20 protein-coding genes and 1 riboswitch are annotated in these 22778 nt (G+C 44.1%); of the genes, 5 read left to right on the top strand and 15 right to left on the bottom strand.

Annotated features, from left to right (window positions below; genetic code table 11):
- The 7 genes from leuB to BM195_RS10055 all read right to left on the bottom strand — a co-directional run bounded on the left by leuB (position 1) and on the right by BM195_RS10055 (position 9809).
- Positions 1-1107 carry a 3-isopropylmalate dehydrogenase gene (gene leuB / locus BM195_RS10085; RefSeq protein WP_090237371.1) on the bottom strand — a complete coding sequence of 369 codons (1107 nt, stop codon included), beginning with the start codon at positions 1105-1107 and terminating at the stop codon, positions 1-3.
- Positions 1108-1201: 94 nt separating this feature from the next.
- Entirely contained in the window at positions 1202-2749 is a 1548-nt protein-coding gene (locus BM195_RS10080) for a 2-isopropylmalate synthase (protein WP_090237368.1), read from the bottom strand.
- Positions 2736-3782 carry a ketol-acid reductoisomerase gene (gene ilvC, locus BM195_RS10075; RefSeq protein WP_090237365.1) on the bottom strand — a complete coding sequence of 349 codons (1047 nt, stop codon included), beginning with the start codon at positions 3780-3782 and terminating at the stop codon, positions 2736-2738. Before ilvC ends, BM195_RS10080 begins: the two co-directional genes overlap by 14 nt.
- Positions 3783-3847: 65 nt before the next feature.
- Entirely contained in the window at positions 3848-4366 is a 519-nt protein-coding gene (gene ilvN, locus BM195_RS10070) for an acetolactate synthase small subunit (protein ID WP_090237362.1), read from the bottom strand.
- Positions 4363-6090, bottom strand: a complete 1728-nt coding sequence (gene ilvB / locus BM195_RS10065; protein WP_090237359.1) for a biosynthetic-type acetolactate synthase large subunit — start codon at positions 6088-6090, stop codon at positions 4363-4365. Before ilvB ends, ilvN begins: the two co-directional genes overlap by 4 nt.
- Positions 6091-6930: 840 nt before the next feature.
- Positions 6931-8652 carry a dihydroxy-acid dehydratase gene (ilvD, locus tag BM195_RS10060; protein WP_090237355.1) on the bottom strand — a complete coding sequence of 574 codons (1722 nt, stop codon included), beginning with the start codon at positions 8650-8652 and terminating at the stop codon, positions 6931-6933.
- Between the two features lie 188 nt (positions 8653-8840).
- Complete coding sequence (locus BM195_RS10055) at positions 8841-9809, bottom strand: bile acid:sodium symporter family protein (RefSeq protein WP_090237352.1); 969 nt, start codon at positions 9807-9809, stop codon at positions 8841-8843.
- A gap of 187 nt (positions 9810-9996) precedes the next feature.
- Here BM195_RS10055 and BM195_RS10050 point away from each other — a divergent pair, with 187 nt between their 5' ends.
- Positions 9997-11103, top strand: coding sequence for a branched-chain amino acid aminotransferase (locus tag BM195_RS10050; RefSeq protein WP_090237350.1), 1107 nt, complete (start codon positions 9997-9999; stop codon positions 11101-11103).
- 59 nt (positions 11104-11162) lie between these two features.
- Here the strand turns inward: BM195_RS10050 and BM195_RS10045 are convergent, their stop codons facing one another.
- The 3 genes from BM195_RS10045 to BM195_RS10035 all read right to left on the bottom strand — a co-directional run bounded on the left by BM195_RS10045 (position 11163) and on the right by BM195_RS10035 (position 13811).
- Positions 11163-11756, bottom strand: a complete 594-nt coding sequence (locus BM195_RS10045) for a queuosine precursor transporter (RefSeq protein WP_090237347.1) — start codon at positions 11754-11756, stop codon at positions 11163-11165.
- 205 nt (positions 11757-11961) lie between these two features.
- On the bottom strand, positions 11962-12450 hold the full coding sequence (gene queF / locus BM195_RS10040; protein ID WP_090237344.1) for a preQ(1) synthase: 489 nt from the start codon (positions 12448-12450) through the stop codon (positions 11962-11964).
- Between the two features lie 76 nt (positions 12451-12526).
- Positions 12527-12573: riboswitch (PreQ1 riboswitch) on the bottom strand.
- A gap of 239 nt (positions 12574-12812) precedes the next feature.
- Entirely contained in the window at positions 12813-13811 is a 999-nt protein-coding gene (locus BM195_RS10035; RefSeq protein ID WP_090237341.1) for an ABC transporter substrate-binding protein, read from the bottom strand.
- A gap of 183 nt (positions 13812-13994) precedes the next feature.
- Between BM195_RS10035 and BM195_RS10030 the strand changes: the two genes are divergently transcribed.
- Together BM195_RS10030 and BM195_RS10025 are read left to right on the top strand one after the other, a co-directional pair.
- Positions 13995-15029 (top strand): FecCD family ABC transporter permease, encoded by a 1035-nt coding sequence (locus BM195_RS10030; RefSeq protein WP_090237339.1) that lies wholly within the window; start codon positions 13995-13997, stop codon positions 15027-15029.
- Positions 15029-16024, top strand: coding sequence for a FecCD family ABC transporter permease (locus BM195_RS10025; RefSeq protein WP_090237336.1), 996 nt, complete (start codon positions 15029-15031; stop codon positions 16022-16024). The genes BM195_RS10030 and BM195_RS10025 overlap by 1 nt, the downstream gene beginning before the upstream one ends.
- Before the next feature lie 129 nt (positions 16025-16153).
- Here BM195_RS10025 and BM195_RS10020 read toward each other — a convergent pair whose 3' ends face one another.
- The 4 genes from BM195_RS10020 to BM195_RS10005 all read right to left on the bottom strand — a co-directional run bounded on the left by BM195_RS10020 (position 16154) and on the right by BM195_RS10005 (position 19975).
- A complete protein-coding gene (locus BM195_RS10020; protein ID WP_090237334.1) occupies positions 16154-16807 on the bottom strand; it encodes a ribonuclease H family protein in 654 nt (217 codons plus the stop codon).
- Between the two features lie 94 nt (positions 16808-16901).
- The gene (locus BM195_RS10015) at positions 16902-17963 is read right to left on the bottom strand and encodes a dipeptide epimerase (protein ID WP_090237330.1); all 1062 of its coding nucleotides are present in this window, start codon (positions 17961-17963) and stop codon (positions 16902-16904) included.
- A gap of 55 nt (positions 17964-18018) precedes the next feature.
- On the bottom strand, positions 18019-18696 hold the full coding sequence (locus tag BM195_RS10010; protein WP_170848222.1) for an HAD family hydrolase: 678 nt from the start codon (positions 18694-18696) through the stop codon (positions 18019-18021).
- A gap of 265 nt (positions 18697-18961) precedes the next feature.
- Positions 18962-19975: a proline dehydrogenase family protein gene (locus BM195_RS10005; protein WP_090237327.1), complete on the bottom strand. Its 1014-nt coding sequence runs from the start codon at positions 19973-19975 to the stop codon at positions 18962-18964.
- A 214-nt stretch (positions 19976-20189) separates the two neighbouring features.
- On the opposite strand from BM195_RS10005, the gene BM195_RS10000 reads away from it, so the two are divergent.
- Entirely contained in the window at positions 20190-20720 is a 531-nt protein-coding gene (locus BM195_RS10000) for a GNAT family N-acetyltransferase (protein ID WP_090237324.1), read from the top strand.
- 286 nt (positions 20721-21006) lie between these two features.
- Here the strand turns inward: BM195_RS10000 and BM195_RS18335 are convergent, their stop codons facing one another.
- Entirely contained in the window at positions 21007-21159 is a 153-nt protein-coding gene (locus BM195_RS18335) for a hypothetical protein (RefSeq protein WP_170848221.1), read from the bottom strand.
- Positions 21160-21328: 169 nt separating this feature from the next.
- Between BM195_RS18335 and BM195_RS09995 the strand changes: the two genes are divergently transcribed.
- On the top strand, positions 21329-22678 hold the full coding sequence (locus BM195_RS09995) for an alanine/glycine:cation symporter family protein (RefSeq protein ID WP_090237321.1): 1350 nt from the start codon (positions 21329-21331) through the stop codon (positions 22676-22678).
- Positions 22679-22778: the final 100 nt, after the last annotated feature.

The following is a 22778-nucleotide window of genomic DNA, read 5'->3' as shown; positions in this document are numbered from 1 at the left end:
TCACACATACATACTGCAAATACTGTCTGAGACACTTTTGACCGTCAGATTTTCCACTACAGCTTCTGTCATTTGACCGGTGCTTACCGACTCGCCGTCTTTCATATCAAGATCAGCTGTATAATACCCTTGTGCCAAACATTCATGAACCGCCCGTTCAATAGCTGCAGCCTCTGTTTCCATTTGGAACGAGTGGCGGAACATCAATGCCACTGAAAGAATCATGCCCAATGGATTGGCAACTCCTTTCCCGGCAATATCCGGAGCTGACCCGTGTACCGGTTCATACAAGCCAACACCATCTGACCGCACACTTGCAGAAGGCAGCATCCCCAATGATCCGGTTAAGACCGAAGCCTCGTCACTTAAAATATCTCCAAACATATTCTCTGTAACCATCACATCAAATTGATCAGGCTGGGTAATCAGTTTCATTGCTGCAGCATCAACCAATAAATGCTCCACTGCAACATCGGGATATTCTTTGCTTTTATCATCGACGACCTCACGCCAAAGCCGGCTCGATTCCAAAACATTCGCCTTGTCAACGGATGTCAGATGATGATGCCGCAAACGGGCACTTTGAAATGCCTTATCAACAATTCGTTCGATTTCGTCCCGATGGTAATGCAGTGTGTCAACAACAGCATTCCCATGATCACGCCGTTCACTTGGTGTGCCAAAATACAGTCCGCCCGTCAGTTCACGGATAATCAGGATATCACTGCCATCGATTATATGCTCCTTCAGAGGGGAAGCATGCAGCAATGAGGGAAATCCTTTGACTGGCCGCAAATTGGCAAACAGTCCTAGCGCTTTACGGATACCCAGCAAGCCTTTTTCAGGTCGTTTTGCTGCTGGAAGTGAATCCCACTTTTCACCGCCTACAGCACCAAGTAAAATGGCATCTGCCTCCCCACACGCTTTAATGGTAGCTTCCGGCAATGGCGTATCGTACTGATCAATGGCTGAACCCCCGATTGCTTGCTGCTGCAGAGTAAAGCTATGGCCAAATTCGCTTGCAGTTGCGTTCAGCACATGTTTCGCCGATGCCATAATCTCTTTCCCGACACCATCACCCGGAAGCAGAATAATGTGCTTATTCATTCATTTTCCCTCCTCTATTTAGTGGTTCTTTCGTGAAGTTTTTCTCTGCCGCAGTTAATCACTTGAAGCAACATATTTCATTAATTAATCGATTTTATTTATTAACGACTGGTTCATCTTTCGACGTATTCTGATGAATGATATAGCGATTGACCGCATTCAGAAATGCATTGACTGAAGCTTCCAGAACATCCTGGGCAGTGCCTCTTCCATTCATCGTCATTCCATTGACAATCAGCTGCACGTGGGATTCAGCAAGCGCATCCTTGCCGCGGCCCACCGAATTGAGCTGGTAATCGGTCAATTGCAATTCTTCCTTAACCAATGTGTCCAATGTCTTATACAACGCTTCAACACTACCGTTCCCCGTGCAAGCTGTCTGAACAGTTTTACCATCCGGTGCTGTCAGCGAGACTGTAGCTGTCGGAATATTGGACGTTCCGTATTGCACCTGGAACATTTCCAATTGATATTGATTGACCGCAGCTGTGTCTGTCTGAATTTCCATCAGGATTGTATAAAGATCATCATCAGTCACTTCTTTTTTATGATCGGTCAGCTGTTTGAACTTCACAAATGCCTCTTTCAATTTATCATCTGAAAGATCGACACCAAGTTCGCTGACTCTATCCTTGAAGGCATGGCGTCCAGAATGTTTTCCGAGGAATAAAGTGTTGGCTGTGACACCAACCATTTCAGGTGTCATAATTTCATAGGTTTCTTTATTTTTTAAGACACCGTCCTGATGAATGCCTGCTTCATGCTGAAAAGCATTGCGACCGACGACAGCTTTGTTTGCTTGCACATACATACCGGTCAGCTTCGCAATCAGGTCACTCGTACGTTTTGTTTCATCCATTTTCAGGCTGGTGCTGTACGGATAGTGGTCGGAGCGGACGTGCAATGCCACAGCCACTTCTTCAAGTGATGCATTACCGGCGCGTTCTCCGATGCCATTGATTGTTCCTTCCACCTGTGTGGCCCCATTTTCAACAGCGGTAATTGAATTAGCAACGGCCATTCCCAAATCATTATGACAGTGACACGAAAGCTCAACCTGATCAATATTAGGAACCGTTTCTCTGATGAATCGGAACATCTCACCATATTCAGCCGGTGTCGTGTAGCCGACGGTATCAGGAAGATTAATGACGGTTGCGCCGGCATCAATAACTTTTTCAATGATCTGAGCCAAAAAGTTCAAGTCTGATCTGGAGGCATCTTCAGCCGACCATTCCACTTGTGGAAACTTCTCCCGTGCATAACGAACCATACTGACAGCGTTATCTATCACCTGCTCAGGTGTCTGTTTCAATTTATAGGTCATGTGAATCGGCGATGTTGCCAGAAACAGATGCAGACGTGGTTCTTCAGCATATTTAAGGGCTTTCCAGGCTGTATCGACATCTGCTTTCGTGGTTCTGGCCAGCCCAGTGACAGATGTGTTTTTAATCGTTTTTGCAATTGCTTCGACTGCTTCAAAATCACCCTGGGAGGAAGCGGGGAATCCTGCCTCCATCCGGTCCATACCTAACCGTTCCAGCTGTTTGGCAATCTCAAGTTTTTCCTTTTTATTCAGATTGACACCAGGGGATTGCTCGCCGTCTCTCAGCGTCGTATCAAACATTTTAATTTGGGACATGTGCCTTCACATCCTTTTGTTCATCATTTTGTTTTCCTTGCAATGGCTGTTTGACAAAAGGCATTAACTCACGCAGTTCCCTTCCAACCTGTTCAATTGGATGATTATTTTCTTTGGCATTGATCGCATTGAATTGTGGCCGGTTTGCCTGGTTTTCAAGGATCCATCCTTTAGCAAACTCACCCGACTGAACATCACGCAAAATCTCTTTCATCCGAGCTTTCGTTTCATCATTGACGACGCGCTTGCCGGAAACGAAATCACCCCATTGAGCGGTATCGGAAATCGAATAGCGTACATTTTCGAGTCCGCCTTCATACATCAGGTCAACAATCAATTTCATTTCATGGAGACATTCAAAGTAAGCGACTTCCGGCTGATACCCTGCGTCTGTTAATGTTTCGAATCCCGCTTTCACCAAACTGGTCAGCCCGCCGCACAACACCGCCTGCTCACCGAACAGATCAGTTTCTGTTTCTTCCTGGAAGCTCGTTTCCAGAACACCAGCCCTGGCTGAACCGATCCCCTGTGCATAAGCAAGTGCCAATTCCTTGGCGTTACCGGTAACGTCCTGGAATACCCCGTATAGTGACGGAACACCGCCACCGTCTTCAAATGTGCGCCGCACCAGATGGCCAGGTCCTTTTGGTGCAACCAGGAACACATCAACATCACGCGGGGGAACGATTTGGGAAAAATGAACGTTGAATCCGTGGGCAAACGCAATCGCATTGCCCGGCTCAAGATGCGGTTTGATGCTTTCCTCATAAACCACTGTCTGATGTTCGTCCGGAAGCAGCACCATCACAACATCCGCCTTCGTTACCGCTTCAGCAACCGGGACGACATCAAAACCATCTTCTTCTGCTTTTTGCTGTGACTTTCCCGGTCTCAGGCCGACTACGACGTCATAGCCGCTTTCCCTTAGATTGAGTGCGTGTGCATGACCCTGTGAGCCATAGCCGACAACCGCAATCTTTTTCGCCTGTAATACCTCTTTTTGAATATCCTTTTCGTAGAGTACTTTTGACATGTTCATCGTCCTCCTTATTTTTATGAAGAGTGGTTCAAAAAGTTATCCTTTTTCGAACACGTATTTCACACCAATTGTGAATTGATTTCAGTGATTTCTTTGGGCTGCTGCCCCCGCAGAAAAGCTGTGACACCTGTTCGGGCAAGCTCTTTGATTCCATATGGTCTCAGCAATGCAATCAGCGCCTCGACTTTATCCGGTTTTCCTGTCACCTGAACAGTCAGACTGTCCTTGCTGATATCGATCACGGATGCCCGAAACGGGGCAATCACTCCCTGGATTTCAGCACGTAATTGACCGCTTCCGCCAACTTTGATCAGAGCCAATTCCCGTGCCACAATCGATTGATCCGTGATATCTTTTACCTTCAGCACATCAATCTGTTTATTCAGCTGTTTCGTTAATTGCTCCAGTTTTTGATCATCGCTCACTTCTACAACGAATGTCATTTTAGATATGCCTTCCCGCTCCGATTTGCCGACTGATATGCTGTCTATATTGAACTGCCGTTTATGAAGCATGCCGGTAATCCGGTTAAGGACACCGCTTTGGTCCTGAACATCGGCTGTGATAACACGTTTCATCTTGTCACTCCTATCATTTCATGGATTCCTTTTCCTGGTGCGATCATCGGGTAGACGCATTCTGCCTGAACAACCCGGCAGTCAATTACAACAGGACCATCATACGCAAAAGCTTCAGCAAGCACATCGGGCAGTTCTGCCTCTTTTTCAGCTTTCATGCCACGTATACCATAGCACTCGGCCAATTTTACAAAATCAGGATTCTCCGGAAAAATGGATTCAGAATATCTTTTTTCGTAAAAACTTTCCTGCCATTGCCGGACCATCCCGAGTGATTGATTGTTCACGATAACAACCTTCACCGAAAGCTCCCTTTCCTTAACGACTGACAGTTCCTGTGCTGTCATCTGAAAACCTCCATCACCAACAACAGCAACAACGAGTTCATCCGATGCAGCCAGTTGTGCGCCAACTGCTGCCGGGAAGCCAAATCCCATTGTTCCGAGCCCACCTGATGTCACCCACCGATTCGGCTTATCAAACGGGTAAAGTTGTGCCGCCCACATTTGGTGCTGCCCGACGTCTGTCGTCACAATCGCTTTGCCATCCGATTCACGGTAAACCTGTTTGATCAGCCATTGTGGGGAAATGAATTTTTCCGACCGGTCATACCAAAAAGGGTAATCGTTTTGCCACTCGTGCAGGTTTTCCAGCCATTTGTCATAAACATTTTCCTCGATATCTGCTTTCAGCAAAGCTTGCAGTGCTTCTTTTGCATCAGCCACAACCGGTATTTCCGTTTCAACGTTTTTCCCGATTTCTGCCGGATCAATGTCAATATGAGCTACATTAGCATTTGGGGCAAAATGCTTGAGACTTCCGGTCAGCCGGTCATCAAACCGTGCCCCGACATTGATAAGCAAATCACATTCAACAATCCCCATGTTGGCTGCATAACTGCCATGCATCCCCCCCATACCGAGTGATAACGCATGTGTTCCGGGAAAACTCCCCAGTCCAAGAAGCGTATTGACAACCGGAATCTGGTGTTTTTCCGAGAAAGCCTTTAGTTCATCCGATGCTTCTGCAAATAAAACACCTGCACCGGCAAGGATGAGCGGCTTTTTGGAGCGGCTTAATGCATCCGCCAATTTAACGATCTGCAGCGGATTCGGTTTTTGATTCGGCTGGTAGCCAGGCAAGTAGCAGTCGGCACTGTCATCCATTGGGACGTTTGAAACCCTTGATGAAATATCTTTTGGAATATCTACAACAACCGGTCCCGGGCGCCCTGTCGATGCTATATGAAAAGCCTCTTTGACAATCCGTGGCAATTCCGCCAAATCCCGGACCTGATAGTTGTATTTTGTGACAGGTGTTGTAATCCCCATCACATCCGACTCTTGAAATGCATCCGTCCCGATGACAGTGCTGGCGACCTGACCGGTAAACACCACCAGTGGCAATGAATCCATCATCGCATCTGTTATACCGGTCACCAGATTCGTGGCTCCCGGACCTGATGTTGACAAAACCACCCCAGGATTGCCGGTAACGCGTGCATAGCCTTCCGCTGCGTGAACCGCCCCCTGTTCATGTCGTGTCAGCACATGTTCAAACGGTGCATCACTGCGGTACAAAGCATCGTAAATCGGCAATACCGCTCCGCCAGGATAGCCGAAGACGGTGTCCACATTGGCGGCTGACAATGTCTGAATCAGTAAATCAGCACCGGTCACCTTTTTTTCCACTTGACTCAATTCCTGCTCAGCTTCAACACTCACTGCTGCTCGCCTCCTTTGATTTTTTGTTAAAAAACTTGAGCCTTCTCACCGTGAAGAGAAGCCAACGTTTTATGGCTCACTAAAATAAAAAAGACCCTTTTCTGCCCGCAAAACTGCATTCTCGCAGAATTATTGGGGAGAAAAGAGTCATCTTTCCACGGTACCACCCAGTTTCATAGCATCTTCACAAATACTATCTTGCCAGCTGATAAAGTGAAACTTCATCCCAGTGGGGGATTTACTTCCTTTCCACACTAAATGTTAGTACCTTTTACGGACAGCTGCTCCCCATTTAGCTTTATGGGTTTGTTTGAAACCTTGAAGCAGGGGTCTTACACCCGTTAAGGCAGGACAATTTCACCAGCTGATTTGATAACAGGTACATGAGCCTGCACCTGGCCAAGCCTAATAAGGATAACTGTTCAGCAAGGCACTCAGAGAAGATGTCGGAACAATATGCACTTCCGGGCTTCCAGCAACCCCGGATCTCTGTGAATGCACACGGCATGTTCCTTTTTTCCCGTCATCGAATTGATTTATTAAATTTATTGGTCCATTAATTTGCTTTTTTCATCAACGTTTCGAAAAGTTAAAAATTAATATTGCCGATAATCATATAACGTTTTTGTTGAACGGTCAACAGCATTTTTAAATTTTTTTGATACTTTTGATAAGTCGAAATAATTGAATGCGCTTACAATGACTGCGCGCCAAAGAAAAAGTCAAAATATTTCATTTTTGTTACAGTCAAATTTGGGCGCAGAATCAATCAGTGGGGGTTGTCTTATAACGCGGGCTGAAGTCTTATATACTTTATAAAGCCATAAAATAACCCCGGGCTTATTCACCCGGAGTATTAGGAGATATATCTTGATCGTGTGCATCCAGAAAATCTGTCACAGCACCTTTCGACGAACAGGAAACATTGTGTGCATATTTACCAAGCACACCTTTTTTGTACAGCGGTGGTGCTGTCCATGCCTGTTTGCGTCGCTCAAATTCCTCGTCAGAAATATCAACTGTTATTTCTTTTTTGTCTGAATCAATCGTGACATGATCACCTTGTTCTAAAAATGCTATCGGACCGCCCCCCTGTGCCTCCGGTGCGATATGTCCGACAACAAGACCATGCGTCCCACCCGAAAACCTGCCATCAGTCAGTAAGGCCACTTTTTCACCCATGCCCTTTCCGACCAGCAGGCTGGAAACAGACAGCATTTCAGGCATGCCGGGACCTCCTTTTGGTCCGACATAGCGTATGACCAGGACATCTCCTTCCTGAATTTTATTTTGCCTGATTGCGTCTGTTGCCTCCTGCTCGGTGTTAAATACACGGACAGGCCCCGTATGCCGTTTCACCTTGACACCTGATACTTTCGCAACAGCCCCACTTGGCGCTAAATTGCCTTTCAAAACAATAAGCGGACCATCTGCACGCTTTGGATTATCCAACGATGCGATCACTTGCTGATCTTCTGACAGAGATGGTGCTTCTGCAAGATTTTCAGCAACTGTTTTGCCAGTAACCGTCAAACAATCCCCATGCAGGTAACCAGCCTCATACAACAGCTTCATCACGGCCTGAACACCCCCTGCACGGTGCAAGTCCTGCATCACATACTGCCCGCTTGGCTTCAAGTCAGCCAAATGAGGGGTCTTTTCCTGAATTCGGTTAAAATCGTCAATCGTCAGATCCGTTCCAACCGCATGCGCCATTCCAAGCAAGTGCAGGATGGCATTCGTTGACCCTCCAAGTGCCATCACAACGGTCATGGCATTTTCAAACGCCTTTTTCGTCATAATGTCTTTCGGATAAATACCTTTTTCCAGCAGCTTGTACACTGCTTCTCCGGCAGCAGCACAATCTGCGGTTTTCTCCTCTGATTCAGCAGGATTCGACGAGCTTCCCGGCAGGCTCATCCCCATCGCTTCAACCGCTGATGCCATCGTATTCGCAGTATACATGCCACCGCATGCACCAGCACCAGGACATGCTTTGCACTCGATATTCTTTAATTCGGCGTCATCAATATCTCCGTTATTATGCTTGCCGACTCCTTCAAAAACAGACACAAGATCAATGTTTTTACCATTATGCGAACCTGGTGCAATCGTCCCCCCATAGACAAAGACAGCTGGCACATCGGCATTGGCTATCGCAATCATACAGCCGGGAATGTTTTTGTCACAGGCCCCGATCGCCACAAATCCATCCAAACTTTCCGCACCGACAACCGTCTCAATCGAATCGGCGATTAAATCACGGCTTGGCAGCGAATAGCGCATTCCCTGTGTCCCCATGGAAATACCGTCAGAAACCGTGATCGTATTGAAAATGAGTGGCGTGGCACCTGCCTCTCGCGCCCCTTTCTTTGCATTGACGGCCAAATCATCGATATGAATATTGCATGGAGTTACCTCACTCCATGTACTGGCAATACCGATCATCGGCTTTTGAAAATCATCATCAGATACACCGACTGCCCGCAGCATCGCACGGTTCGGTGCCCGCATCGTATCATCGCTGAAGACATGGCTTTTAATGCGTAAATCTTTCTCCATCCAGCAGTCCACCTTTCATTTTCGAATCATTATATGACTCATTTTTAAATAATTCAACGTTTTTTTTAATTCTAACTGTTTTATCAGCAATTTTGACGACTCTATCAGCAAATCACCACAGCGCTCGCCCGTATCTGAATTTGTCCGTTTAAGCTAACCTGTTCACAGAATTCAACCACTTTTTCCGCTCAGCCTGTTTCATCGTACGCATCAGATTGTAAATCATCACTCTTCTTGCTCTTCTTGCCCCACCATGTTGCCAGAACTGGTCCGGAAATATTGTGCCAGACACTGAACAAAGCACTTGGAACAGCAGCTATGGGCGAAAAATGTGCAAGTGCCAGGGCCGATCCAAGCCCGGAATTCTGCATGCCGACCTCAACCGATACTGCCTTTTGATCGGCAAAATCAAATTTGAACAGCTTTCCAATTACATAACCAATGGCCAATCCCAGTACATTATGCAAAATAACGACCGTGAAAATCAGCAGCCCGGTTGTCAGAATATCCTCCCTGTTTACCGCCACAACAGCAGAAGCTACAGCGACGATTCCGACAACAGACACGAGCGGCAATGCTTTAACACTTTTATCAACTTGCCTGCTAAACAACAAGCGCACGACAATCCCCAAGATAATTGGAATCAGCACAATTTGCACAATCGACATAAACATATCAGCAGCGGACACTGGCAGCCATTGACTAGCAAAAAGCAGTGTCAGTGCTGGCGTCAGAATCGGCGCAAGAATCGTTGAGACAGCTGTTACCGATACAGACAATGCTGTATTTCCCTTTGCCAGAAACGTCATAACATTTGATGCCGTACCACCCGGACAGCAGCCTACCAAAATAACACCTGCGGCAATCTCCGGCGGAAGCTGAAAAATAACCGCCAGGCCAAACGCCACAAGCGGCATGATCGTATACTGTGCCGCAACGGCGACAAGAACACTAACTGGCGACTTGAACACGCCTTTAAAATCATCAAGGGTCAATGTCAGTCCCATACCAAACATGATGATACCCAAAAGCAGTGATACGTGCGGGGCAATCCACGCAAAACCCCCGGGAAAAATTAAACTTAGAACAGCAAATAGGATTACCCAGATCGCGAATGTATTGCCCGCATAACTGCTTATCTTCTCTAATGTCTTCACTCCATCCTCTCCCACATTCATCGAATTTTAATATTCAGATAATTTAGATTTTAACACACTTGTTCAAGTATTGGAAGATTATTTTTAAAATATTTTAATAAAGCGTAAAAAATCAAATTTTGGGCTTGCTATTATTTAAAAATTATCTTATGATGGTATACAACTTTTTACACAAGGGGATGGCGACATGGAGGAAGAACATTCAATTCGAATGGATCCCTGTTCTTCAGGCAAGGATAAACCACAAGCAGATCAACTGGAATTCGGACGAAAATTTACAGATCACATGTTTTTGATGGATTACACGGGCGAAAAAGGATGGCATGCTCCGCGCATTGTGCCTTACGAGCCGCTGACTGTCGACCCGTCAGCAATGGTTTTCCATTATGGCCAATCCGTGTTTGAAGGAATGAAAGCATATCTGACACCTGATGGCGATGCGCAATTATTCCGTCCCGAGCGTAACTTTCAGCGGATGAATCATTCCAACAATCGACTATGCATCCCGTCAATTGATGAAACTTTTGCACTGAAGGCCGTCAAACAGCTCATCGCACTGGAAAAAGACTGGATCCCAAAAGCCGAGGGGACATCACTGTATATTCGGCCATTTATCATTTCTACCGAGCCTTATCTCGGTGTGGCACCATCACGCCATTATAAATTTATTATAATCCTTTCGCCGGTCGGTGCTTATTACAAAGAAGGTATCAATCCGATAAAAATCGCCGTTGAAAACGAATATGTCCGTACCGTAACCGGCGGAACCGGCGAGGCGAAAACCGGCGGGAACTACGCGGCAAGCCTTAAAGCACAGGAAGTCGCCGAAGAGGGAATTGCTCAAGTATTATGGCTTGACGGCGTTGAACGGAAATATATCGAAGAAGTCGGCAGTATGAATGTATTTTTCAAAATTAACGGCACCGTTATCACCCCTGCTCTGAACGGAAGCATTCTGGAAGGGGTTACCAGGAATTCAGTCATTCAGCTGCTGAAGCAATGGCATGTGCCAATTGAAGAACGAAAAATTTCCATGGAGGAAGTATACCAAGCCCATAAAAACGGCTCACTTGAAGAAGCATTCGGCGCCGGGACAGCTGCCGTCATTTCCCCAATCGGCGAGCTGGTACAAGCGGGCGACCACCTTGAAATCAACGACGGTAAAACCGGTGCCATTGCCAAACGACTTTACGACACCCTGACAGGAATCCAATATGGCAAAATTCAGGACCCATTCGGCTGGGTTGAAAAAATTGAAGACGTAAAGCAAACCAATCTGAAAGCGTCCGGATAAAAATAACCCCCGGTGCACCTATCGTGCCGGGGGTTTTAGCATGAACAAACCGATTTCCTTTATCTCGCAAATTTCACGAACAAATACACGATTGGTGTGTCAAGCAGTGCGATGCCAAGTTTAACTAAATATTGGGAAACAATCATCCCCACTAGCACACTGAACGGGACAGTCCCCCAAAAGGCAACGGCAATAAACACGGTTGTATCAACGAGCTGACTGGTCACCGTTGACAGATTGTTACGCAACCAAAGTTTTGACTCCCCGTGCCTTGCTTTCAGGCGATGAAAAATGCTCACATCCAGATTTTGGCTCACAACATATGAAATTAGACTCGCTAGCATTACCCGGAAACTTCCACCCAAAATAGCTGCAAATTCTGGCTGCATACCGAAATCAGGTGCAGCAGGCAATTCTATCGCAATAAAAATAAATAACAGTGCAATCACTTGTGTCAGAAACCCTGCCTGAACTGTTTTCCGGGCGGCATCCCTGCCATAGACTTCACCGATCACATCCGTGATCAAGTACGTCACGACATACACAATCACCGCTGCCGGCAGTACAATTTCCCCGAGACTGAACAGCTTGACACCCAATATATTGGATATTAATAACAATCCGACAAATAGTGCATTCAAATAAACAAACATTCAATCCTCTCCCCTCCCTTTCATCATTAAGGAAAGGATTCAAAGCCACCCTCTATTAACGATTATCAACTTTTTCCGGATACAGTGAATCTTCAATCAGCGGGCATTTTACCCGCTGATTGTTAGACGAACCAATCGGACATTTACTGGCAGTTTCCCTGCGCCTCATTAGATTTGTCCTCATAATTCAGGCGGGGGATTACTGCTAGTTATATGCGGGATACAGATCATGGTTCATCAGACGATGGGCTGCCATCTCCTCAAACCGTGTATCAGGCTTACCGTAATTGCAGTAAGGATCAATGGAAATACCACCGCGTGGTGTAAACTTTCCCCACACTTCAATATAACGCGGATCCATCAAATCTATTAAATCATTCATAATAATGTTCATGCTGTCCTCATGAAAATCACCATGGTTTCTGAAACTGAACAAATATAATTTTAACGATTTGCTCTCAACCATTTTACGTTCCGGTATATAGCTGATATAGACGATACCAAAGTCCGGCTGACCGGTTTTCGGACATAAAGTTGTAAATTCAGGGCAATTGAATTTGACAAAATAATCCCTGTCAGGATGCTTATTGTCAAATGTCTCGAGAACATCCGGTGTGTAATCAAACTGATAAGCTGTTCCCTGACTGCCCAGTTGCGATAAATCCTGCAAATCTTCATCTCGCCGACCTTCCATATTCAAACCTCCTCTGCCAAAAATTAGCCAATAAAAAAACCACGGCCTAAGGCACATGGTTTCACAATTCAATCATCTGTCCTTAGTTTTTTATAGAGGGTTTAAGCTAAGAACCTCTCCGATCATCAAGAACGGATATGCAATTATCCATTTCACTTGCACTATTATATAGCGTAACACAGCAGGCAGTCAATGAAATAAAATCAAAGAACTCATATCTCGCATGTACTTATCATGGTTAAAGCCAGCTTATCCGCTTCTCGATTATCTTTCCGGGTAACAAATGCATACCGCCGGGTCAATTCCCAGCTTTTCAAAGTGATTTTAAATCCAATCTGCCTATGATTCACGCCGTTTCTTCCTTATTCAACCAGTTTTTCCAGGGCGTCATCGATCATTTGACTGTTAGCGATTGGTCCGGTATATAGCCAGCTTGACTCCTGACCGTATTCATAAATATTACCTTTTTGTACGGCAGGGATATTTTCCCATATTGGATCTTCTAATACACTTGATCCATTATCACTATTCACCAAAATGATATGATCCGCTTTTAATTCTGCCAGTTTTTCAAGTGAGATTTCTGTCCAATTCGAATTTGTCGTTTCCGAGATCTCAGATACAACACTTGGAGCTGTCAAACCTAAATCATTATATAATAAGTCCCCACTGGATAGATTTTCACTTACAATGTAAAACGTATCTGCAATTAGCCATAACGCAGCAACGGATTCGTCACCAATAGCCCCTTGAATTTGCTCTTTTGCATCTTCTGCTTTCGCCTCGTACGATGCTAATACTTCCTCTACTTTGTCTTCATTATTAAAGACCTCAGAAATAATTCGTAATTCTTCGCGCCAGTCATTATTCTGCTCCGTTCCAACAACAAAAGTAGGCGCAATTTTATTATATTGATCATATTTATTATCTTCTACCATGCCTGCTGAATCCATTAATAACAAGTCCGGTTCAAATGAGGCAACTGCTTCATATGGTAATTCACTCGGGATCGTTGGGATATTCTCTAACTCATCCTGTAAATAATCCTGAATATCCTCTCCATCGCGAACAGACCATTGTGCAACTGGTGTAATGCCTAATGCGACTAAATAATCTTCGAGATAAGATGCAATCACTCGTTCAGGATTTGCTGGAATCGTCACCTCATGACCCATCGCATCTGTTAGTGTTCTTGTTTCTCCATCTTCTGCACCTGTATCGTCAGCATTTTGATCCTCTGCTGCTTCGCTATCATCAGAAGATTCTGCTGTATCTGTATCTTCATCATTGCCACACGCTGTAAACAGAAATAGAAAAGCAACAGCTAAACATATCAACAGACCTTTTCTATATGCCTTCATTTTTTATAATTTCCTCCTTAGACTATGTAGCACGATTCCCTCTCTAAATGATAACAATTTTCATTTTCAATTACAAAAATTATTCTTCAAACGAAAAATATTATTCACCATACTACCAATCTTTATTTTTTTCTCTTATACTAGAATGATAATAGTTCTCAATTTGTTAAGGAGTATGCAACAATGGCATTTGCTAAAAATAAAAAACGAACACCCACTCAATCAAGACCACTGATTGCTTCTTTCGTGATTATTGGCGGTTTCATCATACTTCTTCTTTCATTAGTGCTCTCCATTTTATATGGAGCAGCAGAAGTCGATTTGCCAACGATTTGGGATAGTCTTACACAATATGATTCAAATGAAACGGCGCATCAGATTATCCGCAATTTGCGTCTTCCGCGTGGATTAGCTGCTGCACTGATTGGAGCAGCACTTGCTGTATCCGGTGCGATTATGCAAGGTATGACCAGAAACGCCTTGGCATCACCCTCCATTATGGGAGTGACTGCTGGTGCCAGTTTTATGGTAGCTGTGGCAATGGCAATAACACCGCACGTTTCATCATTAGGCATGATGGTATGGGCATTTGCTGGTGCAGGATTAGGTGCTGGTATTGTCTTTGGTGTAGGATCTATTTCTAAAAGTGGTCTCACGCCTGTTAAATTAGCATTAGCTGGTACGGCTGTGACATCTATGTTAAGCGCACTTTCTTCAGGTATTGCTATTCATTTTAATATTGCAAAGGATATGAGCTTCTGGTACGCAGGTGGCGTGGCCAGTGTTCAATGGATACACGTCCAATTACTGGCACCAATCGTCATGATGGGTTTGATCATCGCGCTTTTATTATCAAAATCCATTATCGTTTTAAACTTAGGCGAAGATGTTGCAAAGGGACTTGGGCAGCAAACGGTCCTCCTAAAAATCATAGCAATAATGGTTGTACTCTTATTGACAGGAGCCGCTGTTGCTGTAGCAGGAACAATTGGATTTATCGGATTAGTTATTCCACACATCACACGTTTTCTTGTAGGTGTTAATTATCAATGGATCATTCCTGCTGCTGCTGTCTTAGGTGCTCTATTGCTTGTGCTGGCTGATACAGCTTCCCGCATGGTGAATCCTCCATTTGAAACACCAGTAGGTACCATGACGGCATTAGTTGGCGTGCCTTTTTTCCTCTATCTTGCCAGACGTGAAGGGAGAGAGTTGTAATGGTATCACAAAAAAGAAAAACCGGACTGCTGCTGACTGGACTCCTTTTTGCAATTATAATAACTCTATTAATCTCACTTAACATGGGCACAATGCGTATTGCCCCCTTAGATGTATGGAAAACGATAATTGGACAGGGCAGTGACCAGAATCAGCTTGTCTTATTTGACTTCCGCTTGCCTCGGATGATAATTGCGCTTTTAATTGGGGCAGGTATGGCGATATCAGGAGGTATTTTACAAGGGGTAACTCATAATGAACTAGCTGATCCTGGTATTTTAGGGATTAATAGCGGGGCAGGGTTTGCTGTTGTATTATTTATATACTTCACACAAGAAAACACATCCTCCCAAGTATTCATTCTTCCGTTAGCTGCACTTGCAGGAGCTATGACAGCCGCTATATTAATCTATGTGATCTCCTGGAAAAATGGCGTATCTCCCATACGGTTGATATTAGTAGGTATTGGTATTAATGCCGCTTTTTCAGCTTTAATTATTGTCTACCAATTGAAAATGGATCCCAATAATTTTACCCAGGCAACCGTCTGGCTTTCCGGTAATATCGCAGGAACAGATTGGACTTATACATTAGCTTTATTACCGTGGCTGCTTATTCTTCTTCCGATTACATTTTATAAAGCAGGGACATTAGACACCTTACACCTTGGTGATGAAATAGCCCAAGGTCTCGGAACACAGGTTGAGAAAGAACGATTATTATTGCTTTTTATTGCGGTAGCACTTGCCGGTGCAAGCGTAGCTGTAGGAGGAGCCATCGCTTTTCTCGGTCTCGTGATTCCTCACCTGGCACGGAAATTAGTTGGGGCAAATCATCGGCACATGCTCATTATTTCTGCTCTGTTAGGGGCACTACTGTTACTTGCTGCTGATACAATCGGCCGAAATATACTCGCACCTTCTGAAATACCTGTAGGTTTAATTGTCTCGCTAATAGGCGGAAGTTATTTTATCTATCTTTTAATGAAGTCTTAAAGATAGGTTAATGCGTTTATTTGTCATCCATACAATAGACTAGGGGATGAGCATCTATTATATGATAAGGCGAATGATTTTATCGGATTGAAATAGTAAGCACAAGGATCAATCGAGAAGGATCTTCTCTCACATTTCACTTGTGCTTGATATATCAATATTGTTCAAAGCTTGGGATGCCAGCCAGTCCGCTTCCCGATTATCTTTCCGGGGAACAAGTGCATACGCCGGGTCAATTCCTAGCTTTTTAAGATGATTTTCAATCCGATCGGCCCATTGATTCAATTCCGCTTCATAACACGGCCAGTTACCCCTTAACTGATTGATCACAACCTGGGAATCACCCTTCAAAGTGACCGCCAAATGGTGCACACCCAATAAATCCAATTCCTGAACAGCAAGATGAAGGGCTGCATACTCAGCTTCATTGTTCGTTTCAAGTTCCTCGGCCAGTGCATTTTTACGCAGGCGCCAGGACTTGCTGTTCTGCTCATAGTAAATCACACAGCCCAATCCGGATTTTTTCGTTGATCTGTCAAAGCCGCCATCAAAATAGACGATGACATCATGTGGCTCGGTCTGAATTTGTTCCAGTTGTTTCGTTAGTTCCTTCATCGTCCATTTCGTTTCATGTTTATCAATGAACGTGATATATTTTAAACGGCCTGTTTTTTCCAGATCCTCAGCCAGCAAAAGCGCTTTGGCTGCTGACATTTCCTCTGAGCTGAATGAGGTTTCAGTCCCTTTGGGTGTTGTATAAGATAACGCAATCCTGACATTCATTATCGTATCACCTTTGAATATGTTTGACTTCCTTCTGATCAGTGTCCCCATTATGTCAGCATAATATCATTGCAGGCTATTGAAACGCCAGCATTCAGCTGAATCCAAGCCCTGGTTTATTCGACAGTTCAGCTGTACGCCCACGCCATGTGATGGCTTTATCCGCAGCTTGTTCTTTCAGCCATAAAGCTGCATCAAGGTCATAATATGTGATGTTACGGTGTGCATAGGCAAGATGGGCAGCAGCGGTTATAGAAAAATTGGATTCCATCATACTGCCAATCATGCATTCAATGCCAGCACTTTGCGCCGTGTCAGCGATTTGTCTTGCCCTCCGAATACCACCGCTTTTCATCAGCTTAATATTCAACAGATCAACCGCTCCCATGCTGATCAGACGAAATGCATCAAACGGGGTAAAGACACTTTCATCTGCCATGATCGGTGTATCAACACGTTCACGGATGTATTTTAGACCTTCAAAGTCATGTGCCGGTACTGGCTGTTCGACTAATTCAACCCCCGCATTTTCCTCCAGGTAACGGATGATTTTGACTGCTTGTTTAGGCTTCCATCCCTGATTGGCATCCAACCTTAGCTGCACATCTGAACCAACAGCCTCACGAATCTTTTGTATCCGGCTGATATCAGTTTGTTCGTTGTTACCGACTTTTATTTTCAGCACATTAAATCCTTGCTTGACACGATGTCTGGCATCTGTTTGCATCACATCCGGCGCGTTAATGCTAATGGTCATATCTGTTTCAGGAAAATCTGAACCACCGCCGAGATACTGATGCAGAGGCAATTGGAACAATCGGCAATAGACATCATGCAAGGCAATATCAACCGCAGCCTTAGCACTCGTATTACCTGCGCAGCTTCTCTCGACCTTTGTCAAAATATCTTCCAATTCCTCGATATCCTGATTGAGAATCAATGATTTAATAGGTCCCTCAATAGCTGCCTGAATACTTGCGAGTGATTCACCGGTAATTTGCCAGGTGGATGCAGCCGAGCCAAAACCAGCCTCTCCATTTTCCAGTCGAATCATAACATCAATCACTTCAATTTCCGTTACTTCTCTCAAAGCCGTTTTAAATGTTTTTTCCAATGGCATGGAAGATCTTTGTGTCTGTAATTCAGTAATTTTCAAACCGTTTCCCCCTCCGACGACGTCAGTAACTAAACCTCAACATGCTGACATAACACTAACCAAACAGCATCCATCCCCGCCTTACTGCTATCTCCTTCATCGTCTCATCCGGGTTCACAACAACCGGGTGTTTGACAAATTGAAACAATGGAACATCACTTTCGCTGTCAGCATATGCCCAGGTTTCGTTCGCCTCAGCTTCAGTCAGATTGCCAAGCTGCTTCTGGCGATCGATCCATTCACGGACCTTGTTTACCTTTTCATCGCCGTTAATAACAGAACCGACTGTGCCTGTACAAATTCCATCTTCATCCACTTGCAATTCGGTACTGATAATATGGACATCCAATCCCATTTCTTTTGTGAACACTTTCAAAAACGGGCTAAGCGCACCGGACAAAACCATAATGTGATCACCCTGTCGTTCATGTTCACGAATTTTATGTATTAAGTCATAATGGGCATCCTGCTTGCCCATTTCCACCAATTTATAAAAAAAGTCATTCAATTCTGTATGTGTCATGCCTTTGAAAGATTTGGCAAATGTCTTGAAAAATTGCACCCTGAGTGCATTCTTACCTTTCGCGAGACCAGCAGCTGCCGCTTTAACAATGCCTGTGCCGACAACAGTCCATTGCTTCAGACCAAACGATTTATTCGCCACCTGAAACATCATGTTAAACGAATTGCCCTGATAAAGGGTTCCATCAAAGTCAACGGTCACAACGCCCATGTTATCACCTCTTCGCTTCATTGTAAGATAGTCTATATAGACAGTAAATTATATTTGACGATTAAACGAATCAATTGATCCACTGCACAATTTGAACAATTGATTGCGTGAATGTAGAAGTTATCGCGCAATTGAAGGACACCGTGGCGTAAAATCACATTATGTTGTGCAAATTGAAGGAAGCATCGCACGAAATCGTACACCTGCCGTACGAATTTTCAATACGCCCACTTCCAGCGCCCCACTTCACGACACTGTACATTAATTAATCATTTTCCCTATTACGCTTTGTCTTAACCCGCCATAATGCTAACGCGGAAACTACCGCAGCACCGGCAACAATTGGAGCTTTTTTCAATTTATTATCCTCTGTGTAGAGCGTATCTTTTACAATCAGATTCATATTTTGCGGCCGCTCTGCAAGACGCCGCATGAAATAACCAAACCAGTCATCGCCAAACGGAATATACGTGCAGAAATGATAGCCTTCATTTGTCAGCTTATGCTGCATATCATTCCGGAAACCATAAAGCATTTGAAATTCAAATTGATCGTTATCAATATGATATTCTTGAACAAACGCTTTCAATTCATCAATAATATAATGATCATGGGTTGCAATGGATGTGAACGTATCGCCCAACAGCCTTTGTTTTGCAAGTTTCAGAAAGTTACGGTCAATATCCTGTTTGTCAGTATAGGCAACCTCTTCGTTTTCTTTATAAGCACCTTTGACAAGTCTGATCCGCACATCTTTCAAGTCTGCCAAATCGTCTTCTGCGCGATATAGATACGACTGAATAACTGTCCCGACATTGTCATAGTCCTTACGGAGAACGTTGAGCACTTCCAATGTCTGTTCATAATGCGAGTAGTCTTCCATATCTATATTAACGAAAATATTATATTGTTTGGCGGTATCGAGAATGTCTTTCATGTTTTCAATACAATAGTTTTGATCGATATCCAGTCCAAGCTGGGTTAATTTAACCGATATGTGGCAATTGACATTTTCCTGATCAATCATATCGAGCAGCGTGATGATTTTATCCTTTGCCTGACCGGCTTCTGATTTATCTGAAACAAACTCACCCAGATTATCCAGAGTACAGCTGATCTCATACTGGTTTAATTCCTTAACCGCTTTCACAACACTTTGAACAGTTGTACCCGCAACAAATTTGTCTGCACCCAGAAAAAAGCCCCATTTTTTCGCCTGACTATTTAAAAATTGATTGTTTGATAGACCAATGAAAAAATCCCTTGTTAAATTCGTCATATTGAAAACTCCTTCGACTTCATTTAAACACCATGTATTCTATAAGCAGTATCAAATTACGCTAGTATAATTCTATTATACTACAAAACATACAGAAAAATAAAACATCAGTTTTTATCATTTGCAATGAATAGTGTGCATTAATCTATGAAGAATGATTACCACCGAGGATTCTGATAAAATTAAATTAAAAAGACAGAAGGAGAGTACACCCATGACCCTTAATCTGCGACTGCGTACGCTGGAAAAAGATGATTTATCATTTTTACACCACCTGTTCAATAATCCCGATGTGATGAATTACTGGTTCAGTGAAGCTTATATGTCCATGGAAAAACTGAAAGAAAACTATGACAAAAATCATGACAATCCACGAAATCGTGAATTCATTTTAACCAATGGCAACGAAAGCTTGGGATTTATCGGCCTGTTTGAGATTGAACAAAGGCACCGTAATGCAGAATTTGCCATTATCATCGATCCTAATCATCAGGGAAATGGCTATGCCAGCAAAGCTACTAAATTAGCGGTGAATTATGCTTTTTCAGTTCTTAATTTGCATAAGCTGTATTTAGTTGTCGATAAAGTGAACGAAAAGGCCAGTCACATATATGAAAAAGTCGGCTTCAAGGCTGAAGGAGAAATGATTGAACACTTCTTTATCAATGGAGAATATCATGATGGTGTTATGATGAGTCTTTTTCAACGGGACTATTGGGACTATTGGAAAATGCTGAAACAGTAACTCCGAAATAACAGCCTTGGGAGATGATCATCATTAGCATACAAAACAAGCAGCATAGCGTGGAAAAACATAGGGTCGAATAGACGTATGCCTGACAGTATGCATACCTGATTTTCTTATCGTGGTGCGCCTTTTTACTAAAACAGAAAATCAGCGGTGTCCTGCACCTTAGTAATTTCCCACCCGCATAAGGTCACCCTTTCAGAAAATGAAAAGCTGCCGGTCATATGGAACCAGCAGCTCCCACCCGTCATCTGCAATCGAATTCCAAAAATCGACAATCCCTCTAACGGTTCCGTTTATTCCGCTTATTATCCAAATTAAGAAACGCTCGATCTTCAGGCAACTCTACATCAGGATCAGGTTTTTGCTTAACAAACCTGTTTTTATTATTTTGTGTGTTCTTATCTTTATTTTGATTCTTATTTTCTTCTGACATTTGCTCCGCCCTCCTATTCTTGCCTGATTTATGTTTATTTTAACCGCTTTCCCTCACATTATGACAAAATCCGATGTGAGTCGACGGTATCACTCGTCGGACTTATTGACATTTTTAAAATATTCATATACCTTTTATACTATATCTGGCTTTACAAAGGAGGAATCATATGGCAGATTGGCTTGCGAACATAAGTGGTGAAATAAGCAGTTTCATTTGGGGCTTACCGCTAATCATCCTATTAGTTGGAACAGGTTTATACTTAACAGTACGGTTGGCGTTTTTCTCCTTTCGAATGCTGCCTTACGCGCTAAGAATCACCTTTAAAAAACATGATCAGGAATCTACAGGGGATATTTCCCACTTCCAGGCACTGATGACAGCCTTGGCAGCAACGGTTGGAACCGGTAACGTTGTTGGAGTGGCGACGGCTGTTGTAGCCGGGGGGCCCGGTGCAGTATTTTGGATGTGGATTACAGCACTTGTCGGGATGGCGACAAAGTATTCCGAGGGGGTTCTCGGTGTCAAATACCGGCAAAAAAATGCCAAAGGTGAAATGTCCGGGGGGCCAATGTACTATATTGAAAAGGGCCTGGGACAGAAATGGCTGGCCATGCTGTTTGCTGTTTTTGCTGTTTTTGCAGCTATTTTCGGGATTGGCAATATGATCCAGGCGAATGCTGCGTCAGACGTCGCCAATGATGTGTTTAATATTCCGCTCTGGGTGACTGGTCTGGTATTCGCTGTTCTCGTTGGACTGGTTATTATCGGCGGTGTCAAAAGTATCGGACGAACGGCCAGTATTATCGTTCCTGTCATGGTCGTTTTTTATCTGATTGCTGGTTTTATCATTATTTTTCTGAATATCGATGCAGTACCGGAAGCTTTCGGATTAATTTTCAGGGATGCATTTACTGGACAGGCCGTTGCTGGCGGTGCAATCGGAACCGTTATCCAAATGGGGGTTGCGCGCGGGCTGTTTTCGAACGAGGCAGGTTTGGGTACAGGCGGCATTGCTGCTGCGGCTGCCCGCACAGACGTACCTGCTCGTCAGGCACTCATTTCCATGACACAAGTATTTATCGATACCATTATCGTTTGTACGGTTACAGGTCTTACCCTTACAATGGCGAATTTATACGCAACCGGTACGGAAGGTGCTGCACTCACAGCTCAGTCATTTGAAGCACTGCTGCCCGGATATGGAGATGTAATCGTCGCTGTGACACTATTATCCTTTATCTTTTCGACTATTTTGGGCTGGGCCTACTTCGGGGAAAAATGTTTTACATACCTGGTTGGTGACAACTTAACCATGCTGTATCGGGTTATCTTTGTACTGGCGATCATACCTGGAGCAACCCTGTCACTGGAAACGGTATGGAATCTAGGAGATATTTTCAATGGCTTAATGGCCATACCGAACTTAATCGGTCTGTTATTCCTGTCAGGTGTTATTGTCAAGGAAACGAAGCGATTTAATGAATTACGCGCCACCGAAAAGAAAAAGACGGCCTAGAATAAAAGAAAGTGCCCCGTTCATAAGTGGAGTGGGGCGCTTTTTACGCAGATCCAATCAAACCATGCCTGTTAACCCTTATCTCCTTCCAGCTTGCTCA

This window comes from Lentibacillus halodurans (assembly GCF_900112045.1).
Classification (GTDB): domain Bacteria; phylum Bacillota; class Bacilli; order Bacillales; family Amphibacillaceae; genus Lentibacillus; species Lentibacillus halodurans.
The sequence above is the reverse complement of the archived record's forward strand: the minus strand, read 5'-3'. Positions and strand labels throughout refer to the sequence as shown.